The organism is Nonomuraea sp. NPDC051941 (assembly GCF_044593615.1).
The window spans coordinates 452654-477353 of sequence record NZ_JBIUCF010000003.1; the positions used below are offsets into that span (position 1 = coordinate 452654).

Annotated in this window: 29 protein-coding genes and 2 tRNA genes; 19 read left to right on the forward strand and 12 right to left on the reverse strand. The window is 70.4% G+C overall.

Annotated features, from left to right (window positions below; genetic code table 11):
- Positions 1–9: 9 nt before the first annotated feature.
- On the reverse strand, positions 10–195 hold the full coding sequence (locus ACIHFD_RS08620; protein WP_355192012.1) for a hypothetical protein: 186 nt from the start codon (positions 193–195) through the stop codon (positions 10–12).
- A 77-nt stretch (positions 196–272) separates the two neighbouring features.
- Here ACIHFD_RS08620 and ACIHFD_RS08625 point away from each other — a divergent pair, with 77 nt between their 5' ends.
- Positions 273–1040: a phosphatase PAP2 family protein gene (locus tag ACIHFD_RS08625; protein ID WP_397366185.1), complete on the forward strand. Its 768-nt coding sequence runs from the start codon at positions 273–275 to the stop codon at positions 1038–1040.
- Positions 1041–1088: 48 nt separating this feature from the next.
- On the opposite strand, the gene ACIHFD_RS08630 is transcribed toward ACIHFD_RS08625, so the two are convergent.
- Positions 1089–1165, reverse strand: a tRNA-Pro gene (locus tag ACIHFD_RS08630).
- 95 nt (positions 1166–1260) lie between these two features.
- On the opposite strand from ACIHFD_RS08630, the gene ACIHFD_RS08635 reads away from it, so the two are divergent.
- The 4 genes from ACIHFD_RS08635 to ACIHFD_RS08650 all read left to right on the forward strand — a co-directional run bounded on the left by ACIHFD_RS08635 (position 1261) and on the right by ACIHFD_RS08650 (position 3288).
- Positions 1261–1686 carry a hypothetical protein gene (locus ACIHFD_RS08635; protein ID WP_350726512.1) on the forward strand — a complete coding sequence of 142 codons (426 nt, stop codon included), beginning with the start codon at positions 1261–1263 and terminating at the stop codon, positions 1684–1686.
- Positions 1687–1756: 70 nt separating this feature from the next.
- Positions 1757–2302, forward strand: coding sequence for a hypothetical protein (locus ACIHFD_RS08640; RefSeq protein WP_397366186.1), 546 nt, complete (start codon positions 1757–1759; stop codon positions 2300–2302).
- Between the two features lie 8 nt (positions 2303–2310).
- On the forward strand, positions 2311–3084 hold the full coding sequence (locus tag ACIHFD_RS08645) for a hypothetical protein (protein WP_397366188.1): 774 nt from the start codon (positions 2311–2313) through the stop codon (positions 3082–3084).
- 6 nt (positions 3085–3090) lie between these two features.
- On the forward strand, positions 3091–3288 hold the full coding sequence (locus tag ACIHFD_RS08650; protein ID WP_185073178.1) for a hypothetical protein: 198 nt from the start codon (positions 3091–3093) through the stop codon (positions 3286–3288).
- An 83-nt stretch (positions 3289–3371) separates the two neighbouring features.
- Here the strand turns inward: ACIHFD_RS08650 and ACIHFD_RS08655 are convergent, their stop codons facing one another.
- Both ACIHFD_RS08655 and ACIHFD_RS08660 read right to left on the reverse strand, forming a co-directional pair.
- Positions 3372–3785: an ATP-binding protein gene (locus ACIHFD_RS08655; protein WP_350726518.1), complete on the reverse strand. Its 414-nt coding sequence runs from the start codon at positions 3783–3785 to the stop codon at positions 3372–3374.
- Positions 3786–3800: 15 nt separating this feature from the next.
- A complete protein-coding gene (locus ACIHFD_RS08660) occupies positions 3801–4571 on the reverse strand; it encodes a SigB/SigF/SigG family RNA polymerase sigma factor (protein ID WP_350726519.1) in 771 nt (256 codons plus the stop codon).
- Positions 4572–4744: 173 nt separating this feature from the next.
- Here ACIHFD_RS08660 and ACIHFD_RS08665 point away from each other — a divergent pair, with 173 nt between their 5' ends.
- The gene (locus tag ACIHFD_RS08665) at positions 4745–5101 is read left to right on the forward strand and encodes an STAS domain-containing protein (protein WP_350726908.1); all 357 of its coding nucleotides are present in this window, start codon (positions 4745–4747) and stop codon (positions 5099–5101) included.
- Between the two features lie 35 nt (positions 5102–5136).
- Here ACIHFD_RS08665 and ACIHFD_RS08670 read toward each other — a convergent pair whose 3' ends face one another.
- Positions 5137–5838 carry a GAF and ANTAR domain-containing protein gene (locus ACIHFD_RS08670; RefSeq protein WP_350726521.1) on the reverse strand — a complete coding sequence of 234 codons (702 nt, stop codon included), beginning with the start codon at positions 5836–5838 and terminating at the stop codon, positions 5137–5139.
- 79 nt (positions 5839–5917) lie between these two features.
- Between ACIHFD_RS08670 and ACIHFD_RS08675 the strand changes: the two genes are divergently transcribed.
- Together ACIHFD_RS08675 and ACIHFD_RS08680 are read left to right on the forward strand one after the other, a co-directional pair.
- Positions 5918–7744 carry a SpoIIE family protein phosphatase gene (locus ACIHFD_RS08675; protein ID WP_397366298.1) on the forward strand — a complete coding sequence of 609 codons (1827 nt, stop codon included), beginning with the start codon at positions 5918–5920 and terminating at the stop codon, positions 7742–7744.
- 126 nt (positions 7745–7870) lie between these two features.
- Positions 7871–8974, forward strand: coding sequence for a glycosyltransferase (locus ACIHFD_RS08680; RefSeq protein WP_397366190.1), 1104 nt, complete (start codon positions 7871–7873; stop codon positions 8972–8974).
- Between the two features lie 92 nt (positions 8975–9066).
- Here the strand turns inward: ACIHFD_RS08680 and ACIHFD_RS08685 are convergent, their stop codons facing one another.
- Complete coding sequence (locus ACIHFD_RS08685; RefSeq protein ID WP_397366191.1) at positions 9067–10119, reverse strand: PucR family transcriptional regulator; 1053 nt, start codon at positions 10117–10119, stop codon at positions 9067–9069.
- Positions 10120–10194: 75 nt separating this feature from the next.
- Here ACIHFD_RS08685 and ACIHFD_RS08690 point away from each other — a divergent pair, with 75 nt between their 5' ends.
- From ACIHFD_RS08690 to ACIHFD_RS08705, 4 genes are all read left to right on the forward strand, one after another.
- Positions 10195–11112, forward strand: a complete 918-nt coding sequence (locus tag ACIHFD_RS08690; RefSeq protein WP_350726527.1) for a proline dehydrogenase family protein — start codon at positions 10195–10197, stop codon at positions 11110–11112.
- The gene (pruA, locus tag ACIHFD_RS08695) at positions 11112–12737 is read left to right on the forward strand and encodes an L-glutamate gamma-semialdehyde dehydrogenase (protein ID WP_397366192.1); all 1626 of its coding nucleotides are present in this window, start codon (positions 11112–11114) and stop codon (positions 12735–12737) included. Before ACIHFD_RS08690 ends, pruA begins: the two co-directional genes overlap by 1 nt.
- 114 nt (positions 12738–12851) lie before the next feature.
- The gene (locus tag ACIHFD_RS08700; protein WP_363963995.1) at positions 12852–13814 is read left to right on the forward strand and encodes a GlxA family transcriptional regulator; all 963 of its coding nucleotides are present in this window, start codon (positions 12852–12854) and stop codon (positions 13812–13814) included.
- 3 nt (positions 13815–13817) lie between these two features.
- Positions 13818–14441, forward strand: a complete 624-nt coding sequence (locus ACIHFD_RS08705) for a DJ-1/PfpI family protein (RefSeq protein WP_397366193.1) — start codon at positions 13818–13820, stop codon at positions 14439–14441.
- 4 nt (positions 14442–14445) lie between these two features.
- Here the strand turns inward: ACIHFD_RS08705 and ACIHFD_RS08710 are convergent, their stop codons facing one another.
- Together ACIHFD_RS08710 and ACIHFD_RS08715 are read right to left on the reverse strand one after the other, a co-directional pair.
- Positions 14446–14697 carry a hypothetical protein gene (locus ACIHFD_RS08710; protein WP_397366194.1) on the reverse strand — a complete coding sequence of 84 codons (252 nt, stop codon included), beginning with the start codon at positions 14695–14697 and terminating at the stop codon, positions 14446–14448.
- 371 nt (positions 14698–15068) lie between these two features.
- The gene (locus ACIHFD_RS08715; protein WP_397366195.1) at positions 15069–15716 is read right to left on the reverse strand and encodes an ArsR/SmtB family transcription factor; all 648 of its coding nucleotides are present in this window, start codon (positions 15714–15716) and stop codon (positions 15069–15071) included.
- Positions 15717–15807: 91 nt separating this feature from the next.
- Between ACIHFD_RS08715 and ACIHFD_RS08720 the strand changes: the two genes are divergently transcribed.
- Complete coding sequence (locus tag ACIHFD_RS08720; RefSeq protein ID WP_397366196.1) at positions 15808–17028, forward strand: MFS transporter; 1221 nt, start codon at positions 15808–15810, stop codon at positions 17026–17028.
- 56 nt (positions 17029–17084) lie between these two features.
- Positions 17085–17891 (forward strand): serine/threonine-protein kinase, encoded by an 807-nt coding sequence (locus tag ACIHFD_RS08725; protein WP_350726540.1) that lies wholly within the window; start codon positions 17085–17087, stop codon positions 17889–17891.
- Here the strand turns inward: ACIHFD_RS08725 and ACIHFD_RS08730 are convergent, their stop codons facing one another.
- Positions 17892–18773: a hypothetical protein gene (locus ACIHFD_RS08730; RefSeq protein ID WP_397366197.1), complete on the reverse strand. Its 882-nt coding sequence runs from the start codon at positions 18771–18773 to the stop codon at positions 17892–17894.
- A gap of 519 nt (positions 18774–19292) precedes the next feature.
- Between ACIHFD_RS08730 and ACIHFD_RS08735 the strand changes: the two genes are divergently transcribed.
- The 4 genes from ACIHFD_RS08735 (at position 19293) to ACIHFD_RS08750 (ending at position 20967) form a co-directional block, all read left to right on the forward strand.
- A tRNA-Pro gene (locus ACIHFD_RS08735) sits at positions 19293–19369 on the forward strand.
- A gap of 476 nt (positions 19370–19845) precedes the next feature.
- Positions 19846–20130 carry a hypothetical protein gene (locus tag ACIHFD_RS08740; protein WP_397366198.1) on the forward strand — a complete coding sequence of 95 codons (285 nt, stop codon included), beginning with the start codon at positions 19846–19848 and terminating at the stop codon, positions 20128–20130.
- A gap of 86 nt (positions 20131–20216) precedes the next feature.
- Positions 20217–20420, forward strand: a complete 204-nt coding sequence (locus tag ACIHFD_RS08745; protein WP_397366199.1) for a hypothetical protein — start codon at positions 20217–20219, stop codon at positions 20418–20420.
- 49 nt (positions 20421–20469) lie between these two features.
- The gene (locus ACIHFD_RS08750; RefSeq protein WP_397366200.1) at positions 20470–20967 is read left to right on the forward strand and encodes a peptidase inhibitor family I36 protein; all 498 of its coding nucleotides are present in this window, start codon (positions 20470–20472) and stop codon (positions 20965–20967) included.
- 193 nt (positions 20968–21160) lie between these two features.
- Here ACIHFD_RS08750 and ACIHFD_RS08755 read toward each other — a convergent pair whose 3' ends face one another.
- Positions 21161–21850 carry a response regulator gene (locus ACIHFD_RS08755; RefSeq protein ID WP_397366201.1) on the reverse strand — a complete coding sequence of 230 codons (690 nt, stop codon included), beginning with the start codon at positions 21848–21850 and terminating at the stop codon, positions 21161–21163.
- Entirely contained in the window at positions 21847–23046 is a 1200-nt protein-coding gene (locus ACIHFD_RS08760; protein ID WP_397366202.1) for a sensor histidine kinase, read from the reverse strand. Before ACIHFD_RS08760 ends, ACIHFD_RS08755 begins: the two co-directional genes overlap by 4 nt.
- A gap of 198 nt (positions 23047–23244) precedes the next feature.
- Here ACIHFD_RS08760 and ACIHFD_RS08765 point away from each other — a divergent pair, with 198 nt between their 5' ends.
- Positions 23245–24048, forward strand: a complete 804-nt coding sequence (locus ACIHFD_RS08765; RefSeq protein ID WP_397366203.1) for a hypothetical protein — start codon at positions 23245–23247, stop codon at positions 24046–24048.
- A gap of 63 nt (positions 24049–24111) precedes the next feature.
- Here the strand turns inward: ACIHFD_RS08765 and ACIHFD_RS08770 are convergent, their stop codons facing one another.
- Positions 24112–24675 carry a hypothetical protein gene (locus tag ACIHFD_RS08770; protein ID WP_350726560.1) on the reverse strand — a complete coding sequence of 188 codons (564 nt, stop codon included), beginning with the start codon at positions 24673–24675 and terminating at the stop codon, positions 24112–24114.
- Positions 24676–24700: the final 25 nt, after the last annotated feature.

A 24700-nucleotide genomic window follows, 5' to 3' on the forward strand; every position in this document is an offset into this window, starting at 1 on the left:
CTGGGGCGGTCACTCCACGGGTCCGGCCAGGAAGAAGTCGAAGCCCAGCCCGAGCGCGCTGATCGGCATGGCGAGCACCGGAGCCCACGACGACCCTCCACCGGAGTCAGAGAATCCCGCAAGATTACCGGGGCGGTGAGGCCGCCGGAAGTTGTTGAGGTGGCGGAAGTGGCCGAGGTGGTCGTTCTGTAACACGTTCCATGCCGGAGCGGTGAGCTAGGGTGACTCGCGTGAGCCCGCGTGAGGTGGCCGCCGGCCGATTATCGCGCCTGGTGGCGCGCGCCCGCTCGGCCGCACTCGCCGGGAGGGTGGGCGGGCGCCCCGCCCCGCTGGTCGAAGTGGCCGGTCTGCTGCTCGTGATCCTGCTCTTCGCACTGCTTCACGCCGCCGCCGGGAACGACACCGCGGCCGCCACCGCCAACGCTCTGGCTCTGCAGTCCATGGAACGGGCCCTCCACCTGGACATCGCACTGAGCGCGAACCAGTGGCTGACCGAGCATCCCGCCCTCAGCCAGCCGGCGGTGTACTACTACCGCCTGTACTACCTCGTGGTCATCGGGGTGCTGGTGTGGGTCTTCGTCCAGCACGCCGCTGCCTACGCCAAGGTCCGCTGGACCCTCGTCGCGATGCTCGTCCTCGTGCTGCCCGTTTACTGGGCGGTGCCCATGTCGCCCCCACGGTTCGCCCTGCCGGGCGTCGTCGACATCATCGCCGAGCACGACCTCCTGGGCGGCCACGCTTCACGCGAGATCGGGAACGGCCAGAACCTGACGGCGATGCCGAGCATGCACGTGGGGTGGTCGTTGTGGTGCGCGTACGCCGTGTGGTCCGCGCTGCGGGCCTCCCACCCACGGCCGGCGTTGCTGGCGTGGATCTTTCCGCTGGGTATGGTCGCGGTCGTGCTCACCACGGGCAACCACTACGTGCTCGACATCGCAGGGAGCGTCGTGCTGCTGATCGTCTCCATCGCGGTCGTATCGGCGTGGGGCCGCCTGGCCGAGCGCCGGCGGACAGCCGCGGCGGACGCCGCTCAAACATGAGAAAGGGTGTCACCCTGAAGAGTGACACCCTCATCGACCAGCGAAATCTGGTCGGGACGACAGGATTTGAACCTGCGACCCCTTGACCCCCAGTCAAGTGCGCTACCAAGCTGCGCTACGTCCCGGTCGTGTCGGCCGCTCCCTGCGGAGCGGGACGTCATAACCTTAGCGCACATCGGAGGTGCACGCGTACACGGAGAGCTGGGGCGGAGGGGGCCGAGTGGGGCGGAAACCGACCATCGATCGGCGGGAGCTGGCCAGGTTGGTGGCCGAGGGGATGAACGTGCAGGAGCTGGCCGCGCACTTCGGGGTCAGCGAGTCCGGGGTGCTGCAGGCCAAGCGGGCCGCCGGGCTGGCCAAGCCGATGCTCGACCACAGCCGGGCCGTGCCGTGGAAGCTGGCCCGCGAGCACTCCCAGTCCGGGCCCGCCACCAATCTGCGCAATCTGTCGGCGGCCGCGCAGGGGAAGCCGCCCGCGGCCGAGCGGCTGAACACGGCCCTGCGGTGGGCTCAGCGGCTCGTCGACGCGGGGCTCGACGTGCGGTACGACGCGGCTGAAGGGTTCAGCGAGATCCCCGCCGCACCAACGGGCTCACATGTCGCAGCCGTGCTGGCCGCGGCCAGGGAGGCGCTGGAAGCCCGCTGAGGCGGGGAGTTTCGACCCACCTGTTCGAGGGCAGTCGCTGGTCTCAAGACAGAGACCGGAGGCGAACAACATGACCACCTTAATCTGGGTGGCCGTCGTCGTGGTCGTGGTGGTGGCGCTCGTCGCAGTAGGTTATGTCGTGCTGCAGCAGAGGCGCCGCGACCACCTCCGCGAACGTTTCGGCCCGGAGTACGAACGCATAGTCTCCGAGCACGACACCCGCCACGAGGCCGAGCAGGAGCTGCTCGACCGGGAGCGCCGGCATGCGGAGCTCGGCATCCAGCCCCTGACGGAAGAGTCGCGCGACACCTACGCGAACCAGTGGACCGAGGTGCAGGAGCGCTTCGTCGACGCACCCGGGTTCGCGGTGACCGAGGCCGACCAGCTGGTCACCGCGGTCATGGCGGAACGGGGTTACCCGACGGAGGACTACGAGGAGCGGCTGTCCACCCTCTCGGTGGGCCACGCGAAGACTCTCGACCACTACCGGACGGCCCACGAGATCAGCGGGCGCGCGGCCAGGAAGGAGGCCTCCACGGAGGACCTGCGGCAGGCCATGGTGCACTATCGCGCGCTGTTCGAGGAACTGCTGCAGGAGACCACACGAGGACGGTGAACGAGCACATGAGCACCCCCAGCACCCCCAGGAGCGGCAGCGAGGAGGAGCGCGCTCGGCGCGATGAGCACCTCCGGGCCGACGAGCACCCCGGCGAGCGCGCCGATGAGGAGGCCCGCGCCGGTGAGTACGCGGACGATCGCAAGCTCGCCGACGACAGCTCGGACGATGTCCGGGTCGCGGGCGATGACCGTGTCCCGGGCGACGTCCCGGGCGACGTCCCGGGCGACGTCCGTGTCGCGGGCGACGGCGAGCCGGAGAGGCACGGTCCGCGTGCCGGCGACGAGTACGCCGCAGCCGTGCCCGGCGCCGTGACGCCGCCCACGGCCGAGTACGACGCCGAGTACGACGACGGCACGTACCGCGACCCCTACGCCAGAACCGCCGGGGACACGCCGGCCGGGCCGGAGACCGAGCCGGGCGAGATCCCGGCGCACGCCGCCCCCGAGGACGTCGTCCTGTTCGACCAGGACCCGGACCAGGTGCAGGCTCGCTGGCGCGACCTGCAGGCGTCGTTCGTCGACGACCCCGGCGAGGCCGTGCGGCGCGCCGACGGGCTGGTCGGCGAGGTCGTCGACGCCCTCACCAGCAGCCTCGCCACCCGTACGAGCGGCCTGCGCGACCGCTGGAAGGACACCGAGGCCGCCGACACCGAGCAGATGCGCCTGGCGCTGCGCGACTACAGGAGCGTCCTGGAACGCCTGCTCGCTCTCTCCGGTCAACAGAACCAGCCCCAGACCCAGACGACCCGGACCCAGCTCCAGACCTGGGGAAAGAGGTGACCTGACATGCTCGCGGTAGTCGCAGCGATCATCTTCGGACTGGGGTTCCTGCTCGACCTGGTCGGCGCCCGGATCCCTGGCGGGTTCTCCGGCATGACGTTCGTCCTGCTCGGCCTGACGCTGCTGGCCCTGCATCAGGCGGGCGTCGGCACGGCCGGAATCCGTACCGGTTACAGCAACTGGCGTGGCCGGGCGCGCAGGTAGGAGCCGGCCAAGGGCCCACCGGTAAAAGGCCCCAGCCGGTGAGGCCCCGAAAACGGGAGGTCGCCGAGGACGGCGGCCTCCCGTCACTCCTTGCCGGGGAAGCGCATGATGACGGTGCTGCCGCCGTTCCCGACCCGCAGGGTCAGGTCCGCCGACACCAGGCGGGCCACCCACAGCCCCATCCCGCCCACCGCGCCCGGTCTGGGCCCGGGTTTCCAGGCGCCCCCGTCGTGCACCTCCACGATCAGGTCGCCGTTCACCGTCCACGTACGCATGGAGGCCCGGTCGGCCCCGTGGGTGACGGCGTTGGTGGCGACCTCGTTGACCGCGATGACGAAGTCCTCGATGACGTCCTCGTGCATGCCGGCGTCGCGGGCCTCGTCCTCAGCGAACTGCCGGACCTGCGGCAGGTCCGGCAGTCGGAAGCGGAGCTCTTTCACGGGCGCGCCGGGCGGCGGGCTCGTGTAGCCCGACTGAGGCTCTCCGTCCTCGTTCACCCGGCGACCTTCTTCTCAGCCGACCAGCTCGGAGCGCAGCTGGTCGAGAACCTTGCGGAGGATACGTGAGACGTGCATCTGGGAGATCCCGAACTCGGCGGCGATCTCGGCCTGCGTCATGTTGCCGAAGAACCGCAGCAGCAGGATGTGCTTCTCGCGGGAGGGCAGCGCGTCGATGAGCGGCTTGACGGCCTCCCGGTCGACCATGGTGCTCAGGGTGTCGTCGTCCTCGGGGATGACGTCGCCGAGGGAGGCGGCGTCGTCGTCGGTGCCGAGCGGCGCGTCGAGCGACAGGGTGCTGTAGGCGGCGGAGGCGTCGAGGGTCAGCAGGACGTCCTCCTCGGTGATGTTCATCTTGGCGGCCAGCTCGGCCACGGTGGGCGACCTGCCGAGGTCCTGGCTGAGGTCGGCGACCAGGCGGTTGAGCTCCGAGCGGCGCTCCTGGTAAAGCCGCGGCACCCGGATGGCCCAGGTGCGGTCGCGGAAGTGGCGCTTGACCTCGCCGGTCATCGTGACGACCGCGTAGCCCCGGAACGCGTGGCCGAGGGTCGGGTCGAAGCCGTTGACGGCTTTCATCAGGCCGACGTACGCGGCCTGGAGAAGATCCTCCAAAGGCTCGCCGCGGTAGCGGTAGCGCCGGGCGATCTCCATGGCGAGCGGCCGGTGCATCTCGACGATGCGCTCTCGCAGTCGCTCTCTGTGACTGTCGGGGGTCTCTTCCCTGACCATTTCGGCCAGGAGCTCTTCCGCTGTCATCTCCTCGAGGACGTATTCCTGCACAGCCATCGCTGCTCCTCTATGGGTCGCAGGCGCCCTCTCCCAGCAAAAAAGCCCAGGCAGAGGCACGCCTCGCTCAACTCTCGAGACGAAAGCCCGCTGCTGGACTCCGCATCAAGTGTCCCCCGTATCGCGGGAAGTATTCCTCCCTCTTGCGGTGACAGTAAGGTTGCTCCGTGACAATGCCGGATAACGGTGAGGGGCCCGTGGCGGCCCTGACCCTGACGTCGTCGACGGTGGACGAGATCACCGTGATCAAGGTTGACGGCGTCCTCGATGCCACGACCCGCGAGCAGTTCGCCGACTACCTGTCCCTGGCGGGGTCGGACCTGATTCTTGACCTGGCAGGGGTCACGTTCATGGACTCTCGCGCGCTCGGGCTCATCGTCCACCACTGGCAGACGAGCCTGGCGTCGGGCGCCAGGTTCGCGCTCATCGGGGTCGAATACTCCAAGTCCAAGGTGATGTGGATCACCGGGCTGGCGCAGCGGCTGCCCCTCTACGACACGCTCGACGACGCGCTGGCGGCCATCGGCTGAGGGCGGCGGCAGGGCGGGCGGCAGGGCTGCGGAGGTCAGCGTCTCGACTTGCGCTGGTGCTCGTCGACCAGGAGCCTGGCGAGGTCGGCCACCTTGACCTGGTGGTGCTGGGAGATCTTGCGAAGCTCCTCGAACGCGGCCTCGGCGGTGCATCCGCTGGTCTGCATGATGATGCCCTTGGCCTGGTCGATCACCGCCCGTCCGGCGAGGGCCTCCTGGAGTTGCGCGGCGTCCGTACGCACCTCCTCGAACTCCCACATGTTGGCCATCGCCACCCCGACCTGCTCGGTCAGCATGTCGGCCAGCGAGTGGGCGCTCTGGGGGGAGAACGCCCCGGGGCGTACCGAATAGAGGCCGACCAGCAGCAGGGCGGGCGCCACGTCGATGGGGACGACCAGCACGGAGCGCACGCCCCAGCGGCTGGCCAGCGCGTCGTAGCGGGGCCAGCGGGGCTCGTTGAGCACGTCGGTCACGCCGGCGCGGCCGCCGCTCTGCCGGGCCTCGACGGACGGGCCCTCACCGAGCGCGCGTTCGCCCTCGACGAGCATGATCAGCTCGCTGTGGGAGCCGGACACCAGCACCCGGTGGTCGCGCCAGTGCTCGGCCGAGGCTCCCGAGCAGCCCGGTACGCCGGCGGCCAGCGCCGTGGTGAGGTCGCGCAGCACGCGTTCCGTGGAGGTGTCCTCGCCCAGCCGGCCCAGTGCGGCGAGGTCGCGGGCGAGACCGGGGGTGATCATCGCAGTTGATTTCATAGCAGGAAGCCCCTACCCGATATGGCCTCCCGTATCCCTTGTGACGTAGCGTCAGAGGGTGACCATGCCGGACCTCGAACAAGCACTGGACGCGCTGGCCGGACGCGTTTCGTCGCTTCGCGAGGCGCGGACCGCCTATCCCGCCGACCTCGCGCCCACGCTCGACGCCGCCCTCGCCGAGCTCGACACCGCGGCCGAGCTGCTGGCCGAGGCCCGCGAGGCGCTGCAGAAGGCGCCCAAGCGGGCGGGCGGCAAGAAGGACGGCACGCAGCGGGAGCTGAAGCTGCTGCGTCAGGTGTTCCGGGCCTTTCCGGTGCCGGTCATCGTGCTGGACAGCGGTGGCGTGGTCAGGCGGATCAACCCCGAGACCTCGCAGATGCTCGGCAGCCCCGACGGCTACCTGGTGGGCCGGTCGTTCCCGCTGCTGGTGGACGTGTCGCGGCGGGCGGCGTTCCGGTCGCATCTGACGGCGGTGCTGCAGACGGGCCAGCCGTCGGCGTTCGAGACGCGGCTGGCGCATCAGGGGCGCACGCACACCGTCCAGCTGGCGCTGACCAGGATGACCATGCCGGGCGAGCCGCAGCAGATGGTGGCGGCGGTGGCGCTGCCGACCGAGGTGCAGCTGCCCGAGCCGGGCGCGGGGCGGCCCGAGCAGTCCGACGGGGCGCTGCTGCTGGCGGCGGCCAAGCGGCAGGACCTGCTGGTCAAGATGGCCAATCTGTTGCTCGAAGAGGAGACGCTGCTGCGCCCGGTCGCGCTGCCGAGGGCGACGCGGCTGCTGGCGGCCGAGTGGGCCGACTGGGTGATCGCGGACATGGTGCGCGGCGGGGTGCCGCGCCGCTCGGTCGTGGTGGCGCCGAAGAACCATCCGCTGGGCGATCTGGTCCGGCAGGTGGAATCCGCGGATCCGGCGGGCAGCCAGGTCGTGATGCAGGTGCTGGAGCGCGGCTCCGGCGTGGTGCAGGAGATGCTGGACGACGACGGCCTGCTCGGGTTCTGCGCGGACGGGCCGCTGCTGACGGCGATGGGCGCGGGCTCGATGCTGTGCGTGCCGATCGGCTCCGGCGACGGCGTGCTCACGCTGGTGCGCGCGCACGACCGGCGCCCGTTCGCGCTGGCCGACCTGGCCGTCATGCAGGAGGTGGGGCTGCAGCTCGGGCTGGCGGTACGGGCCCAGACCAGCTTCCAGGATCGTTCGCGGGCGGCGGACGCGCTGTCGGCGAGCGTCGCGCCCCGCAAGCTGCCCGACGTGCCCGGCTACGAGGCGGCGGCCGTCTACCATCCCGGGGCGTCGGTGGGCGCCGAGTTCTACGACGTGTTCCCGGTGTCCTGCGGGTGGGGGTTCGCGCTGGGTGGCGCCGTCGGCAAGGGCGAGGAGGCCGCGTCGGTCAGCGCGATGGTACGCGGCGGCCTGCGGGTGCTGGGCACCTGGGAGTCCGACCCCGACCTGGTGATGCGCAAGGTCAACGAGGCCCTGGTCGCGCAGGGCGCCGGCATGTTCGTGATGGCCGTGGCGGGTTTCGTGAAGGGGCGCGAGATCAGGCTGTCGTCGGCCGGGCACCATCCCGCCGCGCTGCTGCAGGCCGACGGCGGTGTGCGCTTCGCCGCGGGCGGCGGCGTGCCGCTGGGCCTCGCGCCCGAGGCGGAGACCGCCGTGGAGCGGCTGACGGTGGCCGCGGGCGAGACGCTGGTGCTGTATTCGGAGGGGCTGATCTCCTCCAGGAGCGACCAGGGGGAGCCGTACGGCGAGGAGCGGCTGGCCGACGTGCTCGGCCGGTGCGCGGGGCAGTCGCCGTCCACCGTGGTCAAGGCGCTGGAGGCCGACAGGCACGCGTTCTCGGGCGGCCAGGTGTGGGACGAGATCGTGATCCTCGCGCTCCGGGGTGTCTGACCTGCGAAGTCAGGATGTCTGATTTTTGGGGGTTTGCGATCGAGTCAAACCTGGGTATGGTCAGAAGCGTAGACATGTGCCTAAGACGCAGGCGCACCTTTCAGTCTTTCTTCGCTGAGGTGTGCCATGAATATCGCGATCGTAGCTTCCGCCGAGAGTAACCGGCGTGACCGCATCCTTTCCGTCGCCCGCGAGCTCGGCCGCGAACACCACGTCACCGTCTACTCCCGTCGTGACAGCATTGAGGGCAAGCCCAAGACGCGGGTGGCCCCGGGGGTCACGTTGGAGCAGATCGACGTGGGTCCGGCCGAGGAGCTGTCGGCCGACGGCGTCGTGCCGTACCTGAACGACGTCGGCGAGCACCTGATGCGGCGGTGGAGCCAGGATCGGCCGGACGTGATCCACGCGCATTCGTGGACCGGTGGGCTGGTCGCGGTGGCGGGCGCCAACGGGCTGGGGGTGCCGGTCACGCAGACGTTCCACACGGTCGACGCCATGCACAAGGAGCTGGAGCTGGCTCTCGGCCGCCGGGCCAGCGCGGTCATCGCGGGCTCCGGGGACGAGGAGTCGGCGCTGATCCGGCTGGGCGTGCCGCGCAACCACATCGCCGTCGTCCCGTACGGCGTCGACACCGAGCGCTTCCAGCGCCGCGGCGCGGTGGCCACGAAGGGCACGCGCAAGCGGCTCCTGCACGTCGGGCCGCTGACGGCGGATCGCGGCGCGGACACCATCGTGCGGGCGCTGCCGGGGCTCGGCGACGTCGAGCTGGTCATCGCGGGCGGGCCCGAGCCCGAGGACCTCGACACCGACCAGGACGCCCGCCGGCTGCGCGCGCTGGCCGAGCAGCTCGAGGTCGCCGACCAGGTGACGCTGCTGGGCCAGGTCAAGCGGTCCACCGTGCCGAAGCTCATGCGCAGCGCGGACGCCGTGGTATCGGTGCCGCGCGAGGCCGTGACGGGCATCGTCGCGCTGGAGGCGATGGCCTGCGGCGTACCGGTGATCGCCTCGGCCGTCGGCGCCCACCTGGACTCCGTCATCGACGGCGTCACCGGGCTGCTCGTGCCTCCGGACCGGCCGGCGCGCACCGCGCGGCTGGCCCGCGAGCTGCTGTGGGACCCCACCCTGCGGACCGCGCTGGGCTACGCCGGCGCCGACCGGGCGCGCTCGCGCTACTCCTGGGAGCGGGTGAGTCAGGAACTGGTACGGGTGTACGAGGCGGCCTGCGCCTGAAGCACCGAAACCCCGGCAGGCGGCAGCAGCCGCCTGCCGGCACCATGACCCGGCACCATGACCCGGCACCATGACCCGGCACCTTGACATGGTCAGGATCCGCAGAGCCGGGCGGCCTTGAGCCCCAGGTGCACGGCCAGGCGGTCGTCGCCGTCCGAAAGATCCCGGTGGGTGAGGCGCTCGGCCTTGCCCAGCCGGTAGTAGAGCGTCTGGCGGTGGATGCCGAGCTCGGCGGCCGTCTTCTGGGCGTGGCCGCCGTGGTCGAGGTAGGCCTCCACGGTCTCGGCCAGCTCGCCGTCCAGGACCGCGGTCTCGGCCGCCAGCTCGCGCAGGTCCGCCTGGCCGAGCCTGGCCAGCAGGCGGTGCACGCCCAGATCCTCCCAGCGGGCGACCGGCACGTACCGGGGGAAGTGCTCGGCGACGCGCAGGGCGTGGCGGGCCTCGCGCCAGCTCAGCCAGGCGTCGGCCGGGTCCGCCCGGGGCGCGCCGATGCCGGCGGCGGTGCCGTACGCGCTCTGCAGGGTCTGCGCCACCTCGCCCGCGAGGTGGGCGGGGGCGAGCAGGGCGACGGGCGAGCCGGGGCGGGCCAGGACGCCGCGCGGCAGCGTCCAGAGGGCGGCGAGGCGCTCGGCCGACTCGCGTACGGCGATCGCCGCGACGGGGCCCGGCACCTCGATGGCCGCGCCCGCCCGCTCGGACGGGTCGGCCGAGAAGAGGGCGAGCAGTCCGCGGCCGAGGTCCTGCCGGCTCCTGGCCTCCTGGGCGAGGGCGGCGGCGGCCCTGGCCACCAGCGGCGCGACGGGTTCGAGCGCGGTGAGCGAGCCCGAGTCGAGCAGCCAGAGATAGCCGTAGGTGACCTCGCCGTGGCGCAGCGGCCAGCACACCCTGGCCAGGACCCCGAGCTCGGCATCGGCGGGGATCCGGATCGGGCCGGGGGCCTTGGCGATGCCGTAGCGCTCGAAGTAGTCGCGCACCTCTCCGGTGGCGCGCCGGCGCAGGATCGACTCCTGGCGGACCGTGTCGATGTCGCCGTGCTGCGCCCCGTACGCCAGCAGCCGGAACGAGCGGTCCTCCAGCGTCGCGGACGCCCCCAGCCGGGCGGCGATCTCGTCGACGATCTCTTGCAGGTCTGCCGTGTTGTGCATTTGTATGACAGCCTGCCACATCGGCCGTTACGCACGTCGATGGCCCCCGCTGAGCTGCGTTTTTAGACTTGAGGCATGCTGGGTCAAGTGCTCCTCGCCGCGTCCGGGAGCGGCGTCGTACGTCGTGCCGTGTCGGCCTTCCCGCTCACCAGGAAGGTGGTCGATCGGTTCGTCGCGGGCGAGAGCGTCCAGGAGGCCCGCGACGCCATCGAGCGCCTGCGCGACATGAAACTCGCCGTCACCGTCGACCACCTCGGCGAGGAGACGCGCGACGCGCGGGCCGCCGAGGCCACCGCGGACGCCTACCTCACGCTGCTCGACGCCGTCAGGCCGCTCGACCTCGGCGTCCGGGGCGAGGTGTCGGTGAAGCTGTCGGCCGTCGGGCAGCGGCTCGACGACGCGATGGCGCTGGAACACGCCCGCGAGATCTGCGCCGCGGCGGCGCGCAACGGCTCGACCGTCACGCTCGACATGGAGGATCACACCACCGTCGACTCGACGCTGACCATCCTGCGCAAGCTGCGCGAGGACTACCCGTCGACCGGTGTGGCGATCCAGGCGTACCTGTTCCGCAGCGAGGCCGACTGCCGCGACCTGTCCGCCGAGGGCTCCAGGGTGCGCCTGGTCAAGGGCGCCTACCGCGAGCCCGCCTCCGTCGCGCACCAGGGCCGCGGCGCCGTGGACAAGGCGTACGTGCGATGCCTGCGGATCCTCATGGCGGGGAAGGGGTACCCCATGGTGGCGACGCACGACGATCGCATGATCGCGATCACGGAGGTGCTCGCCGACCGGTTCGGGCGGACGATCGGCGACCACGAGTTCCAGATGCTCTACGGAATCCGGACCGACCTGCAGGAGTCCCTGGCCGGGGCCGGCCACACGGTCCGCGTCTACGTCCCCTATGGCGACGACTGGTACGGCTACTTCATGCGCCGCCTCGCGGAGCGCCCCGCCAACGTCGCCTTCTTCCTTCGCGCCCTTGGGGGTAAGTAATGGATGCCATCAGCAACGTCCCCGTTCCTGCCAACGAGCGCATCTACGGATACGCGCCGGGCAGCGCCGAGCGGTCGGCGCTGGAGGACCGCATCAAGGAGCTGGCCGGGTCGTCGATCGACCTGACCATGACGATCGACGGCGAGCAGCGCCTCGGCGCGGGCGCTCCCATCGACGTGGTGCAACCGCACAACCACGCTGCCGTCCTGGGCCGTACCAACGACGCTACGGCCCGGGACGTGCAGGACGCCGTGGACGCGGCGCTGCGGGCGGCGCCGGCGTGGCGGGCCCTGTCGTTCGACGAGCGGGCGGCGATCTTCCTCAAGGCCGCCGACCTGCTGGCCGGGCCGTGGCGGGCCACGCTCAACGCGGCGACCGTGCTGGGCCAGTCGAAGTCGGTGCAGCAGGCGGAGATCGACTCGGCCTGCGAGCTGATCGACTTCCTGCGCTTCAACGTCGCCTACGCGCGCCAGCTCTACGCCGACCAGCCGATCTCGTCGCCCGGCGTGTGGAACCGGATGGAGTACCGGCCGCTCGAAGGCTTCGTGCTGGCGATCACGCCGTTCAACTTCACCGCCATCGCCGGAAATCTGCCGACTTCTGCGGCTTTGATGGGGAATGTCGTCGTCTGGAAGCCGTCGCCCACCCAGCAGTTCGCCGCCCACTTCACGATGCGGCTGCTGGAGGCCGCCGGGCTGCCTCCCGGCGTGATCAACATGGTCACCGGCAACGGCCAGGCCGTCTCCGAGGTGGCGCTCGCGCACCCGGCCCTGGCCGGGATCCACTTCACCGGCTCCACGGCGACGTTCCAGCACCTGTGGAGCACCATCGGCCAGAACATCGCCTCCTACCACGGCTACCCGCGCCTCGTCGGCGAGACCGGCGGCAAGGACTTCGTGCTGGCCCACCCGTCCGCCGACCCGGCCGTGCTCTCGACGGCGCTGGTCAGGGGCGCCTTCGAGTACCAGGGACAGAAGTGCTCGGCGGCCTCGCGGGCGTACGTGCCGCGCTCGGTCTGGAACCGGATGCGCGACGACTTCGTGGCCACCGCCGAGTCGCTGACCGTGGGCGACGTGTCGGGCGACCTGTCGACGTTCATGGGCGGGGTCATCGACGCCCGGGCCTTCGCCAAGCACAAGGAGGCCATCGACCGGGCGCGGGCGGCCGCGAACATCGACGTCCTCACCGGCTCGTACGACGACAGCGTCGGCTACTTCGTCAAGCCGACCATCCTGGAGTCTGCCGACCCCACGGACGAGATCTTCGTCAAGGAGTACTTCGGGCCCATCCTGGGCGTGCACGTCTACGAGGACCGCGACTTCGACACGGTGCTCGACCAGATGGAGGGCATCGCCCCGTACGCGCTGACCGGCTCGATCATCGCCCAGGACCGCTACGCCATCGCGTCGGCGTCCGACCGGCTGCGCTTCGCGGCGGGCAACTTCTACGTCAACGACAAGCCGACGGGCGCGGTCGTGGGCCAGCAGCCGTTCGGCGGCGCCCGCGCCTCGGGCACCAACGACAAGGCGGGCTCGATCTTCAACCTGATCCGCTGGGTGAACGCCCGCACGATCAAGGAGACGTTCGTCCCGCCCACCGACCATCGTTATCCGCACATGGGCTGATTTTTCAGCCCAGCAAGCCCATGAGCCCCCCGGTCCTGCCCCGGGGGGCTCATGGCGTAATGTGCAATATTTGTGTCGTTGACGCCTTGACAGGCCCGCCACCAGCATGAAGACATGCAGCGACGGGTTCTCATGGTGGTCTTCCCCGGCTTCCAGCTGCTCGACCTGGCCGGGCCGTCCGACGTGTTCGCGACGGCGGCGCTGCTGGCGCCCCAGGACGGTTACCAGGTCGAGGTGGCGGCCGTGCGGGCCGGTCCCGTGCCCTCCGGCAACGGGATCGCCGTCACGGCCCGCGCCCTCGGCGAGGTCACCGGGCCCGTCGACACGCTGATGGTCGTGGGCGGGATGTCGGTCCCCGAGCAGCTGGGCGACCGGGAGCTCGTCGAGGCCGTCGCCCGGCTGGCCGCGGGCGCGCGGCGGGTCGCGTCCGTGTGCAACGGGGCGTTCCTGCTGGCCGAGGCCGGGCTGCTGGACCACCGGCGGGCCACCACGCACTGGCTGGCCGCCGGCGAGCTGGACGCCCGCTACGCGTGCGTCGAGGTGGACGCCGACCCCCTCTACATCGAGGACGGCAACGTCTGGACCTCGGCGGGCGTGCTCTCCGGCGTGGACCTCGCGCTCGCGCTGGTGGCCAGGGACCACGGCCACGCGCTCGCCCGCGACGTCGCCCGCGGCCTCGTGGTGTACCTGCACAGGCCGGGCGGGCAGAGCCAGTTCAGCACCCCGATGCGGGCCATGACGCCGCGCAGCGAGCCGCTCAGGGAGTTGCAGGCCTACATCGACGCGAACCCCGCCGCCGACCTGAGCGTCCCCGCGCTCGCCGACCGGGTGGGGATGAGCGAGCGCCACTTCTCCCGCGTCTTCACCGAGCAGACCGGCCTGTCGCCCGGCCGGTACGTCGAACGCAGCCGCGCCGAGGCCGCCAGACGGCTCCTGGAGGTCACCGCCCACCCGCTGGACCGGGTGGCCAGGGAGTCGGGGCTCGGCACGCCGGAGACCCTCTACCGCGTCTTCCGCCGCCACTGGCGGATCTCACCCGGCGACCACCGTCGCAGGTTCCGATCGAAGGAGAAGTAAGCGATGCATGTGGCGATCCTGCTCTATCCCCGTTTCACCGCACTCGACGCGGTCGGGCCGTACACGGTGCTGGCCTTCGCGCCCGGCTGGACGGTCACGTTCGTCGCGGCCGAGCCCGGGCCGGTCACCGACGACCAGGGCACGCTCACCCTCACCGCCACGGCCTCCTACGAGGACCTGCCCCACCCCGACGTGATCGTGGTCCCGGGCGGCCCGGGGACGTTCGACGTCATGTCCGACGAGGCGCTGCTGGGCTGGCTGCGGGAGGCCCACGAGCACAGCCAATGGACGACCTCGGTGTGCAGCGGCTCGTTCGTCCTGGCGGCCGCGGGGCTGCTGGAGGGGCTGACGGCGACCAGCCACTGGGCCCTGCTCGACATGCTTCCGCAGTACGGGGCCGAGCCGGTGAGCGAGCGCGTCGTCACCCAGGGCCGGATCGTGACCGCGGCGGGGGTGTCGGCGGGGATCGACATGGCGCTGACGCTGCTGGCCCAGGCCACCGACGAGACGACCGCGCAGTCGGTGCAGCTCGTGATCGAGTACGACCCGCACCCGCCGTTCGACGCCGGGTCGCCCAGGACGGCGCCGGAGGGCCTGACCGAGCTGGCGCTCAAGCTCATCGCCTGACCCGCTACGACTGCACGGCCAGTTTCACGGGCGCCACGCCGTGGGTCGCCCAGTGGACCGCGATCTTCCGCACCACGGCCCGGGAGAGGTACGTCTCCTCGCCGTCCTCGATCCACAGCCGTTCGCCGGCCTTGTCGAGGATCACGTGGCCGAGGACTAATCCCGTGCCCTCGGAGTACTGATACCGGGCCTGGCCGGCGTCCTCGCCGACCTTCTCGATCGAGAATGCCGAGCGCGGACCCCTGGCTTCAGCCACGGGGGTAAGCCCGGCGCGGGAGTGCCCGCCAGGGCGCGAGCGTGCATTGACGGGAATCGACCGCGGTGACGTGCCCGGCGTGAGTATGGTGGGTCGCGGTCGAACACGTGAGTGATAACCAAGCTCGCGAGGGGGACCGGGCAAGGATCTACTCACCGCTGGGAGGGCGGAGCACGCACAACTCAGACCGAGTGCGCGTGTTGGGGCGTGGAAACCCGCGAAAGCGGGGCCGGAAGGTGAATCGCCAAGCAACAGCGTCGCGACCATGCGTGTAGCCGCACGGTTGGGACGGCTGGAATCCCCCGGATTCATCCGTGGGGAGCGCTTCAAGAGAGCGTAGAGCGCCACGGCGGTCAGTTTACTGGTCCGCCTCAGGGCCGCCCGGGCTGTGGGCGGCCCTGAGGCGTGCCCTCCTCCGCCGGCTCCTGACCGGCTCCCACCGGCAGCACGTCGAAGTGGATGACCACGCGTCCCGTCGACGGATCGCGTGAGTCCGGCGGCGCGATCTCCCTGCGGTCCGACAGCGCGCGGTACCGCTCCAGCACCTCGAACACCTCGTCCCGCAGCGCCGCGCTCTCCTCCGGCGTGAGCCGCAGTGACCGCCGCCCGTAGCCGCTCGCGCGCACCCACTCCTCGGGCGCCCGCGCCTCCTCCTCGCGCCACCGGGCCAGCTCCGCGCCGCGCTGGCGCACCAGGTCGTCCAGCAGGAACTCCATCGCGCCGGCCGTCTCGGGGTCGGAGCCCGGCTCCCCGAAGGAGAACCCGCCGGGCGTGATGCGCCAGTACTTCTCCTTGCCGCGCCCCATCCCCGGCACGACCTCGATCATGCCGTGCCCGGCCAGCTCCCTCAGGTGGTAGCTCGTGGCGCCGGTGTTCTGCCCGAGCAGGGCGGCGAGCTTGGTGGCCGTGGAGGGGCCGTGCTCGTCCAGCAGCTCGTAGATCCGCAGCCGCAGCGGGTGGGCGAACGACTTCAGGGCGTTCGCGTCGAGCGTGCGGGCGGAGAAGCTCTTGCTCTGCATGCTATGCAAGCCTATCTTTGCAAAGAAAACTATGCACACTTTCCCTTACACACTATCGGAGTGAGCCGTGGGGCGTTCGTTCGGATTTCTCTTGTCCTCCACCGCGCTGTCGAACCTGGCCGACGGCGTGCTGAAGGTCGGGGCGCCGCTGCTGGCCGTGTCGATGACCCGTTCGCCCACGCTGGTGTCGCTGGCGGGGGCGGCCGCGACGGTGCCGTGGCTGCTCCTCGCGCTGCACGCCGGGGCCCTCGCCGACCGGCTCGACCGCCGCCGCATCATGGTCGTGGCCAACGTCGCCCGGGCCGCGATCCTCTCCCTCGCCGGGCTGGCGGCCCTGCTCGGCCTGCTCGACCTCTGGGTGCTGCTGGCGGCCGTGCTCCTGGCCGGGGTGGCCGAGGTCTTCGCCGACGTCTCGGCGCAGTCGATCCTGCCCATGACCGTGCCTCAGGGTCACCTGACCAGGGCGAACGGCCGCGTCTCCACCGCCCAGATGATCGGCAACGACTTCGTCGGGGCGCCGCTGGCGGGCCTGCTCGTCGTCACCCTCCCCGCCGTCGTCTTCGGCGCCCCGGCCCTCCTGTACGGCGCCGCGGGCCTGCTGTTGCTGGGCATGCGCGGCACGTACCGGATGGACGCCCCTCGCGCGCAGGGGCGGCGGCCGCTGCGGCGGGACATCGGCGAGGCGCTGCGGTACCTGTGGTCCCACCGGGTGCTGCGGAGCCTGGCCATCACGGCCGGGCTGCTCAACCTCGCCAACGCCGCCTACTTCGCCGTCTTCGTGCTGTGGGCCGTCGGCGACGGGTCGCGGATCGGGCTGGAGCCGGGCGAATACGGCCTGATGACGACCGCGTTCGCCGTCGGGGCGCTCCCGGGGTCCCTGCTGTCGGGGTGGGTCGCGGGACGCTTCGGGGAGTTCCGCGCGCTCGTGGGGTGCTGGCTGACGACCAGCCTCCTGCTCATCGTGCCGGTGGTCGTGCCCTCCCCGTGGACGCTCTACCCGACGGCGGTGCTGTGGGGAGTGGTGGGCGCGGCGGGCAACGTCCTGGTGATCTCGGCCCGGCAGCGGCTGATCCCGGCCGAATTGCTCGGGAGGGTCAATTCGGCATACCGCCTCGTCGGCATGGGTGGGATGCCACTCGGGGCGGCGCTGGGAGGCGTCGTGGCCGAGTTTGCGGGGCTTGGTGCCGTCCTCGTGGGCGCCACTGGAGTATGTTTGGGGGGCGTCGGACTGGTGTGGCGCGCGTTGTCTGATCGAATTTCTAGGCCGTTGACCAGCGCACCCGCACTTTCCGACATATCAGGATCACGTTAGGCACCCTACGGCCTGTGCTGAAGTGACATGATTATCCCCGAGCAAGAGGGGATGGTATGCGGGAGATCGGCGGACGGTACCTCCTGAACGAGGAGGCCGGTCGTGGGGGTATGGGTGTCGTCTGGCGTGCGTTCGATCAGCTCCTCCACCGTACGGTGGCGCTGAAGGAGCTGACCTTGGCCGGTGAGGCCGAGATGGTGCGCCGCCGGGTGCTGCGTGAGGCCAGGATGGCTGCCGGGCTGACGCACCCTAACATCGTTACGGTCCACGACCTGATCGAAGAGGGCGGCAAGCTCTGGATCGTGATGGAATACCTGGACGGGCTCTCGTTGCACCAGCTGCTCTCCCAGGTGGGCACCTTACCGGCCCAGTCGGTCGCCGCGATCGGGCAGCATCTGCTCGCCGCGCTACGGACCGCCCACCAGGCTGGAGTGCTGCATCGCGACGTGAAGCCCGCCAATGTGATGCTGACCGGCGACCGGGTGGTGCTGACCGACTTCGGCATAGCGACCGCCGAGGGCGACATCCGGATGACCAGGTCGCGGCGGTTGCGGGGCACTCCGGCGTTCATGGCGCCCGAGCGGCTGCACGGGGGGCCGGCCAGCAAGGAGGCCGACATGTGGTCCTTCGGCGCCACCCTCTACAGCGCCGTCGAGGGCCAGCCACCCTACCCGGGCCAGGACGCGGCCACGGTGCTCGGCATGGCCCGCAGCGGCCCGTACCCACCGCCCCGGCGGGCCGGGGTGATGCGGCCGCTCATCGAGGGCCTGCTCCACCACGACCCGGTACGCCGCTACACGCCGGACCAGACGGCGGGCCTGCTGGCCGGCATGCGCGCCAGCTCGTTCCAGGCCGCCATCTGATCAGATTCCCCTGCCGGGTTGCCTGCCCGGCAGGATCTCCATGCGGATGTCGTCGTTCTGCGGGAGGACGTACGTACGGCCCCCGCCGTCCCGCCAGTCCTTCTCGCTCACCGGCGGCACGAGATAGTAACGGTCGTCACGGACGAGCAGGAGCCGCATTCCCGTGTAGGAGTGCCGGTATTTCCCGGTCTTGTATTTCTGGTGCTCGACGCCTGTGGGGTTGATCGAGAGGTCGTCCTTCGACCAGATCACCACCTGGGTCCGCTCGGGCAGATCGCGCACGGCTTGCTCGGCCGTCCTCGTCCCCCGCCCGTTGGCGTACAGGGACGCGGCCCAGAGCAGGGAGAAGACGGCCATGGCCACGCTGAAGGCGAAGGCGATCCGGCTGGATTTCCGGGCCGGCGACGGCCAGGTCAGCAACAGCAGGCCGAGGGCCGACAGCGCGAGCAGCTGGTACGTACCCACCTGCCACCATCGGCTGAGCACGGCGACGGCGCAGACGAGCCCGGCGAGCGCGAGCCCGCCTCCCACGACCCTGCGGTCCGCCACGACCGGCACCCGGCTCTTCAGCCGTGCCCCGGCCCCCCGCAGCCACTGCGGCACGAACCGGACCAGCGGGGTCCGGTGGGCGGCGACGGCGAGCGCCAGCGGGATCGCCACCATCCACGGCAGGAAACCGGTGTCGAAGAGGTTGACGCCGTAGATGGCGTACTCGTCGGCGCCGTACCCCAGGTCGGTGGCCCTCAGACTGAAATACTGAAGGTAACCCTCCAGGTAGGCCCATCCCATGTAGATGAGCACCGCCGCGCTGACGGTGATCAGCGCGGTGATCAGCCCGATCGCGTCGAGCGGACGCGACTCGCCCTGCCCGCTTTCCTGCACGGCTACGGAGCCTGCGGAGCGGCGGTGGCGGGCAGAGCCTCCGGCGACGGCTCCGGGGATGCCTCGGGAGGAGGCTGGGCCGTAGTCGTGGGCTGCGGGACCGTGATGGTGGGAGACGGGGTGCCGGGCGGCGCGATCGAGGGGCACGGCAACGGCGCTTCACCACCGCCGGTCGGGCATGGTCTGCGCCTGGACCGCGTCGGTTCGGGGGTGCGCACGCCTTTCTTCACTGACCGCGTCGGAGTCTTCGACTTCGACGCGACCGGCGTCCCCGACGCCGGCGCGTCCACCTGTCCGTCTCCGCACGCGCAGAGCGATCCCAGCAGGAACGCGGTGACGATGATCTCGGCCAGCGAGCTCCGCCAGGACATTCCGCCGGGCCCTCCTCGCGTGCGACGCCGTCACGGTGTTCATCACTGCGCGCGATGGAGGCGTTACAGCGTTACTGTCCATGATCCCGCACCTCGGATGTGCGCTAAGGTTGTGACGTTCCGCTCCGCAGGGGGCGGCCGGCGCGACCGGGACGTAGCGCAGCTTGGTAGCGCACTTGACTGGGGGTCAAGGGGTCGCAGGTTCAAATCCTGTCGTCCCGACCAGGTTTTGCTGGTCGGTAAGGGTGTCACTCAATAGGGTGGCACCCTTTCGCATGGGTGGGCGACTAACGGGGCGAAGAGGGTGTCCATCGCCGTAGCTCCTTGCAGGAGTACGGGGGCGGATCTGCTTACGGTGGACGGCTTCGGTGACGGCCGTCCCGCTGTGGCCGACGAGCCGGGCGATGTGCCGGGGTGGGAGAGCGGCGCGACGAAGCTGTGGCGCGTCTCGTCTCGCGAGAAGTCCAGTGGTAGGCGGGCATCCCCGCGTCCTTGATGATCTCTCGGAAGGCAGGTCGGACGTTGTGGACGTCGAGCGGCGTACCGACGAGCAAGGCGAAGACGAGCCCGTGATCCTGCCACTTCTCGCCCGCCGCCCTTCGCCGCGCCTCCTCCCGCCGGCCGAATTGAGTATGGGTTACTCAGGCGTGCAGATCGTTGCCGGTTTACCTTCACAGAGCAGGTAACGGAGGGAGTGGCCCGTGGCCACCAACGAGACGTACAGGGCAATCGCCGACGTCACGCGGGTGAAGATGCTCGCAGATACGGAATCACCACTCGTCGAGGTCGAGTTCCTGGGCGGGCTGTCGGAGACGCAGCAGGCGGCGTTCAAGGGTGCGGCCGATCGCTGGGTGCAGATCATCCTGGGAGATCTGCCTGAGATGCGGATGCCCGGCCTCGCAGCGATCGACGACCTCAGGGTCATGGCGGGGGCATCCGCATCGACGGTCCCCCAGGGATACTCGGCGCCGCCGGGCCGCTGGTGATGCGCCCACGTCATCACCCACGAGATGGGGGTACACGCTGGGCTTCGGTGCCACCGACTGGCGGCTGAATCTTCGACATCGAGCTGATGACGCCGAGCGTCGACGCCAACCGGCCGCTCAGCCGGCTGCCCCGTCGCTGCTCCGTCGCTGCCCTGCAGGACCTCGGCCACCAGGTCGACCTCAAGGCCGCCGAGACGTTCCTGCTGCCCGAAACGCCGCCGAGCACGGCCAAGACGGTCTTCACCTGCGCGGTAGATCACTACCCCCGATGCACCAGCACCATCCGGTAACACGCCATGCCCCAACCGGGCCACAACCCCCCAAACCAGGAGAGTCCGCATGACAGGGAGAGAAAGTAGCAGCTCGCTGATACCCATAGTGGTCGCCGTTATCGGCCTGATCACGGCCCTCGTGACCTCACCGCTGTGGGGCGAACCGGTATGCCGGGCAGTCGGGGTCTGCCAGGACGGCGGTAGCCACTCCGCCTCAGCAGGCAACCCCAAGAGTAGCCACAACTCCTCCAAGCAATCATCCAAGCCGACCAACGGCGCGGCGGGGTGGAGCTGCCCCGGTGGACTGTTCTGCGCATGGGATGACGCTCAAGGTGAGGGCGCCATGATCGTTCAAAAGGACGCCACCTGCAGCATGCATGACATCGGGAGCGCCGGCTTGGGGGACCGGCTGACCTCGTATCAGAACCGGACTGGCAAGAGCGTCGCACTGTACAACTGGACGGGTGCCGAATGGCAGCTACTCGTGGACGTGCCCGACGGTGCGAAGGGCGACATGCCACAGTCGGCGGACAACATGACTGACGCAGTGAAGATCTGCGCCTGACCAACCAGATCAGAGGGCGGTCCGCGAGTTGATGCCCGTGATGCCGTTGCGTGATCGGACGCGGCGGGGTTCGGGTGTGCTGGGGTGGTCGGATGAGCGATCCCTGCGGCCCTGACGATCTTCCGGAAGGCTCGGCGTACGTTGTGGGCCGGCCTGAACCCCGACCCCGCCCCGCAATGACGACGACCAGGTCTCAGATGGTGATGAGCCCGCCTTCGTAGGCGGCGATGACGAGCTGGGCTCGGTCCCGGGCATGCAGTTTGGCCAGGAGACGGCCGATGTGGGTTTTGACCGTGCCGACGGTGAGGTGGAGGTGCTCCGCGATCTCGGAGTTGGACATCCCCTTGCCGATGAGGGTGAGTACCTCGCGCTCGCGTTGAGTGATGTCGTTGAGGTCTCGCAGGACCGGGGCGGAGTGCGGGCCTCGCAGGAAATCGGCGATGAGCCGGCGGGTCACGGTGGGCGCGAGCAGCGCTTCGCCGGAGGCGACGACCCGGATGGCGGCCAGGAGCTCGCTCGCCGTCGCGCTCTTGACGAGGAATCCGCTGGCGCCGGCCCTGAGCGAGGCGTACACGTATTCGTCCAGATCGAACGTGGTGAGGATCAGCACGCGGACGCCGGCGCTGTCCGGGGCGGCGCAGATACGGCGCGTCGCCTCGATGCCATCCATGTCGGGCATACGCACGTCCATGAGGACGACGTCGGGTCGCCGCCGGCGGGCCAGGAGCACGGCTTCGGCGCCGGTGCCGGCCTCGCCCACCGTGGCCAGCCCCGGTGTGGTGTCGATGAGGAGTTTGAGGCTGTCGCGTACCAGGATCTGGTCCTCGGCCAGCAGGACCCGGACGGGCGGCGGCGGATCGTGTGCGGCGGCGTCGGCGGTCATGTCCTGGTGCCGTTCGGGTCGTAGGGCAGGCGAGCGGTCACGTGAAAGCCTCCTTCGGGCCGGCGCCCCGCGCTGAACGTGCCTCCGTACATCTTGGCTCGTTCGCGCATGCCGATCAGGCCGTGTCCGCCGTGGCCCGCTCGCGGCGGCCGACCGTGGCGGGGGCCGTCGTCGATGACCTCGATCATGGCTTCCCGTCCGTCGATCTCCACGGTGACAGCGCAGCGGGTGGGCGCCGCGTGGGTGATGACGTTGGTCAGGGCCTGTTGCACGATGCGGTACACCGACATCGCGACCGCGGGAGGCAGCACCGCCTCTTCGCGGACGGTCAGATCCACCTCCACCCCGGCCGAGCGGGCATGGGCGGCCAGCTCTGGCAGGTCCGCCATGCCGGGAACGGGCAGGTGGGGCTGGTGGGGATCGTCGTCGGAGCGCAGGAGGCCGAGCACCCGGTGGATCTCGGCGAGCGTGCTTCGGCTGGTCTGCTCGATGACGGCCAGTGCGGCGCGTACCTCGTGCGGGCGGGCGTCGGCGACATGGTTCGCGACAGTGGCTTTGACGGCGATCACGCTCATGCTGTGGCCGATGACGTCATGCAGCTCCCGGGCGATGCGCCTGCGTTCGTCGGCCACGGCCGCCTCGGCGAGGTGGCGGACGAGGCGAGCGGTCGTGTCCCGCTTCCAGCGGACGGCCGTCCCGATGGCCCATCCGGCCGTCAGCAGCACACAGATCGCGCCGATCTCGACCGGCCAGTACGGCGGCAACTCGCTGGGCGCCGCCGCGGGTGGAAGGCCGGGGAGCACCTGCTCGTAGAAGATCAGGATGGCGGTCACCGAGCCGGCCACGCACACCGACAGGCCGCCCAACGACCACACGACCGAGGCGGTGGAGGCTACCAGGTACAGCACGAGCACGGTCGGCACGAACGACACCCAGATCGCGCCTGCCGCGACGGCACCGGCCACCGTCGCCAGCACTGCCGCGGCGCACGCGAGCCCCAGCATGGCCCGCGGCCGGCGCCGCCGGAACGCGACCGGAAAACTCATGACCGCCGCTACCGGCCAAGCCGACCAAGCGGGCCACCACGACGACGGGCCCGGCGGATCGACGATGGCATAGCCGACGGTCAGCGCCACGATGACCGCCACCACAGCGTCGGCAACGCCGTGCCCACCGAGCCGCCGAGCCCGAACCATGACCAGAAGTTATCGCCTTTCCCGATCAACCGGCATCTGCCCACGGTCGGACATCCGCATCGGTCTGGGGTCGTAGCACCGGCTCATGTATGCCGGCCAAGATGCCACCCGAGCCAGACGCGCCCGCACCCCACAGCCCATCACCATGCTGGTGCACCCGGCATACCGGGCCGAGAGCGACAAATCTGGGGGGAACCGATGAACGTCGATCTTCGGGGGCGAATCACACGATGGCGACAGGGCACCGCGGACCGGCGCGCCGCCAACGCCGCGGCCAACCTGGACCGGCAACCCCCGTTTCCCGGACGATGGGTGAGCGCCGTCTCGCTGATCGGCGGCCCCGCCCTCATCATGACCGGGACTGTCCTGCGCTCCCAGTTCTACTACTTCGTTCCTTACCAACTGGCCGCCTACGCCCAGCACCCCGCGCTCATCAGGGTCGCCTATACTTGCTTCGCCGCGGGGTTCGTCCTGCTGTGGCCGGCGGTCATGACGCTGGCGCAGAGGATCGCCGCCACCAGCCCGCTGTGGGGCCTGTGGGGCGGCTGCCTGGTGATCGTCGGCCTGTTCACCCGGACCTTCCAGTTCGGCACCGATCACCTGGCCTTCTACCTGACCGACAGCCTCGGCCTGCAAACGATGCTCAAGGGCATCGACGATTATTACCTGGCATGGCGGGACGCGATCTGGAATCCGTTCAGGGCCATGTCCGGACCGGCCTTCTTCGGCTGGGTCGTGCTGGCCGTCGGCGCCTACCGCTCCGGCGCCCTGGGGCTGGGCCGCTCGGTCGCGCTCGGCCTGATGTCGGCGCTCGCGCTCGGGACGCTCAAAGGAACCGAACCGCAGTCCTTCATCGCCGTGGGCGGCCTCTGCGTCGCCTTCATTCCCCTGGGCATATCCCTGCTGCGCAGCGGCCCTCCGCCGACCGGACGTGCCATGTTCTGGATCGTCGTCATCACCCTCGTGCACATCCTCATGACGGCCTACGGCCCAAGGGGATGAGGACCCCGACCCGGTGGCGAGCCCGGAAACGTGCCTCGCACCCGTAGGCGGTTCCGCGGCCGGTCAGCGTTCTGGTGGACGTCCGCCCACGGCGTGGAGCGCGTCGATGTACCCGCCGCCGACGTCGAACCGCGTGATGTCCGCCGTCCTGGTCGTGGAGCGCGTACGCGCCCAGTCCGCAGCCGGGCCGATCTCCTGGAGACGCAGCCGTTTCCCCCGGTCGATCCCTCGGGCGCGGCCGATGTAGCAGACGTGGGGGTCGACTCTCTCGACGTGCACGGCCATGAGGGGGAACGCCGTGGTCAGCGTTTGGATCAAGCCCTTGGTGTAGTCCAGGTCGGCGCCTGCCGGCAGCCGGGGACGTTCCCCGCGCAGCGCCAGGGCTCGATGGGCCACCATCGCGCCCTTCCAACCGGAACGGGTGGCATGGGCGATGTCGCGCAGCCGCACGGCCGAGTAGCCGTCCAGCCGGTACTCGTCGGAGATGGTGTGCAGAAGCACCCATTTGCGGCCGATGCCCACCACATACGCGTCGAGCCGATCGGCGCCGTCGATGTCACGGCTGACTCGTACCGGCTTGCCGGAATCTCTCGCCCTCGTCAGGGCCTCGAGGATCTTCTTCGCCATGAGCAGAGATCGTCCCATTCTGGAT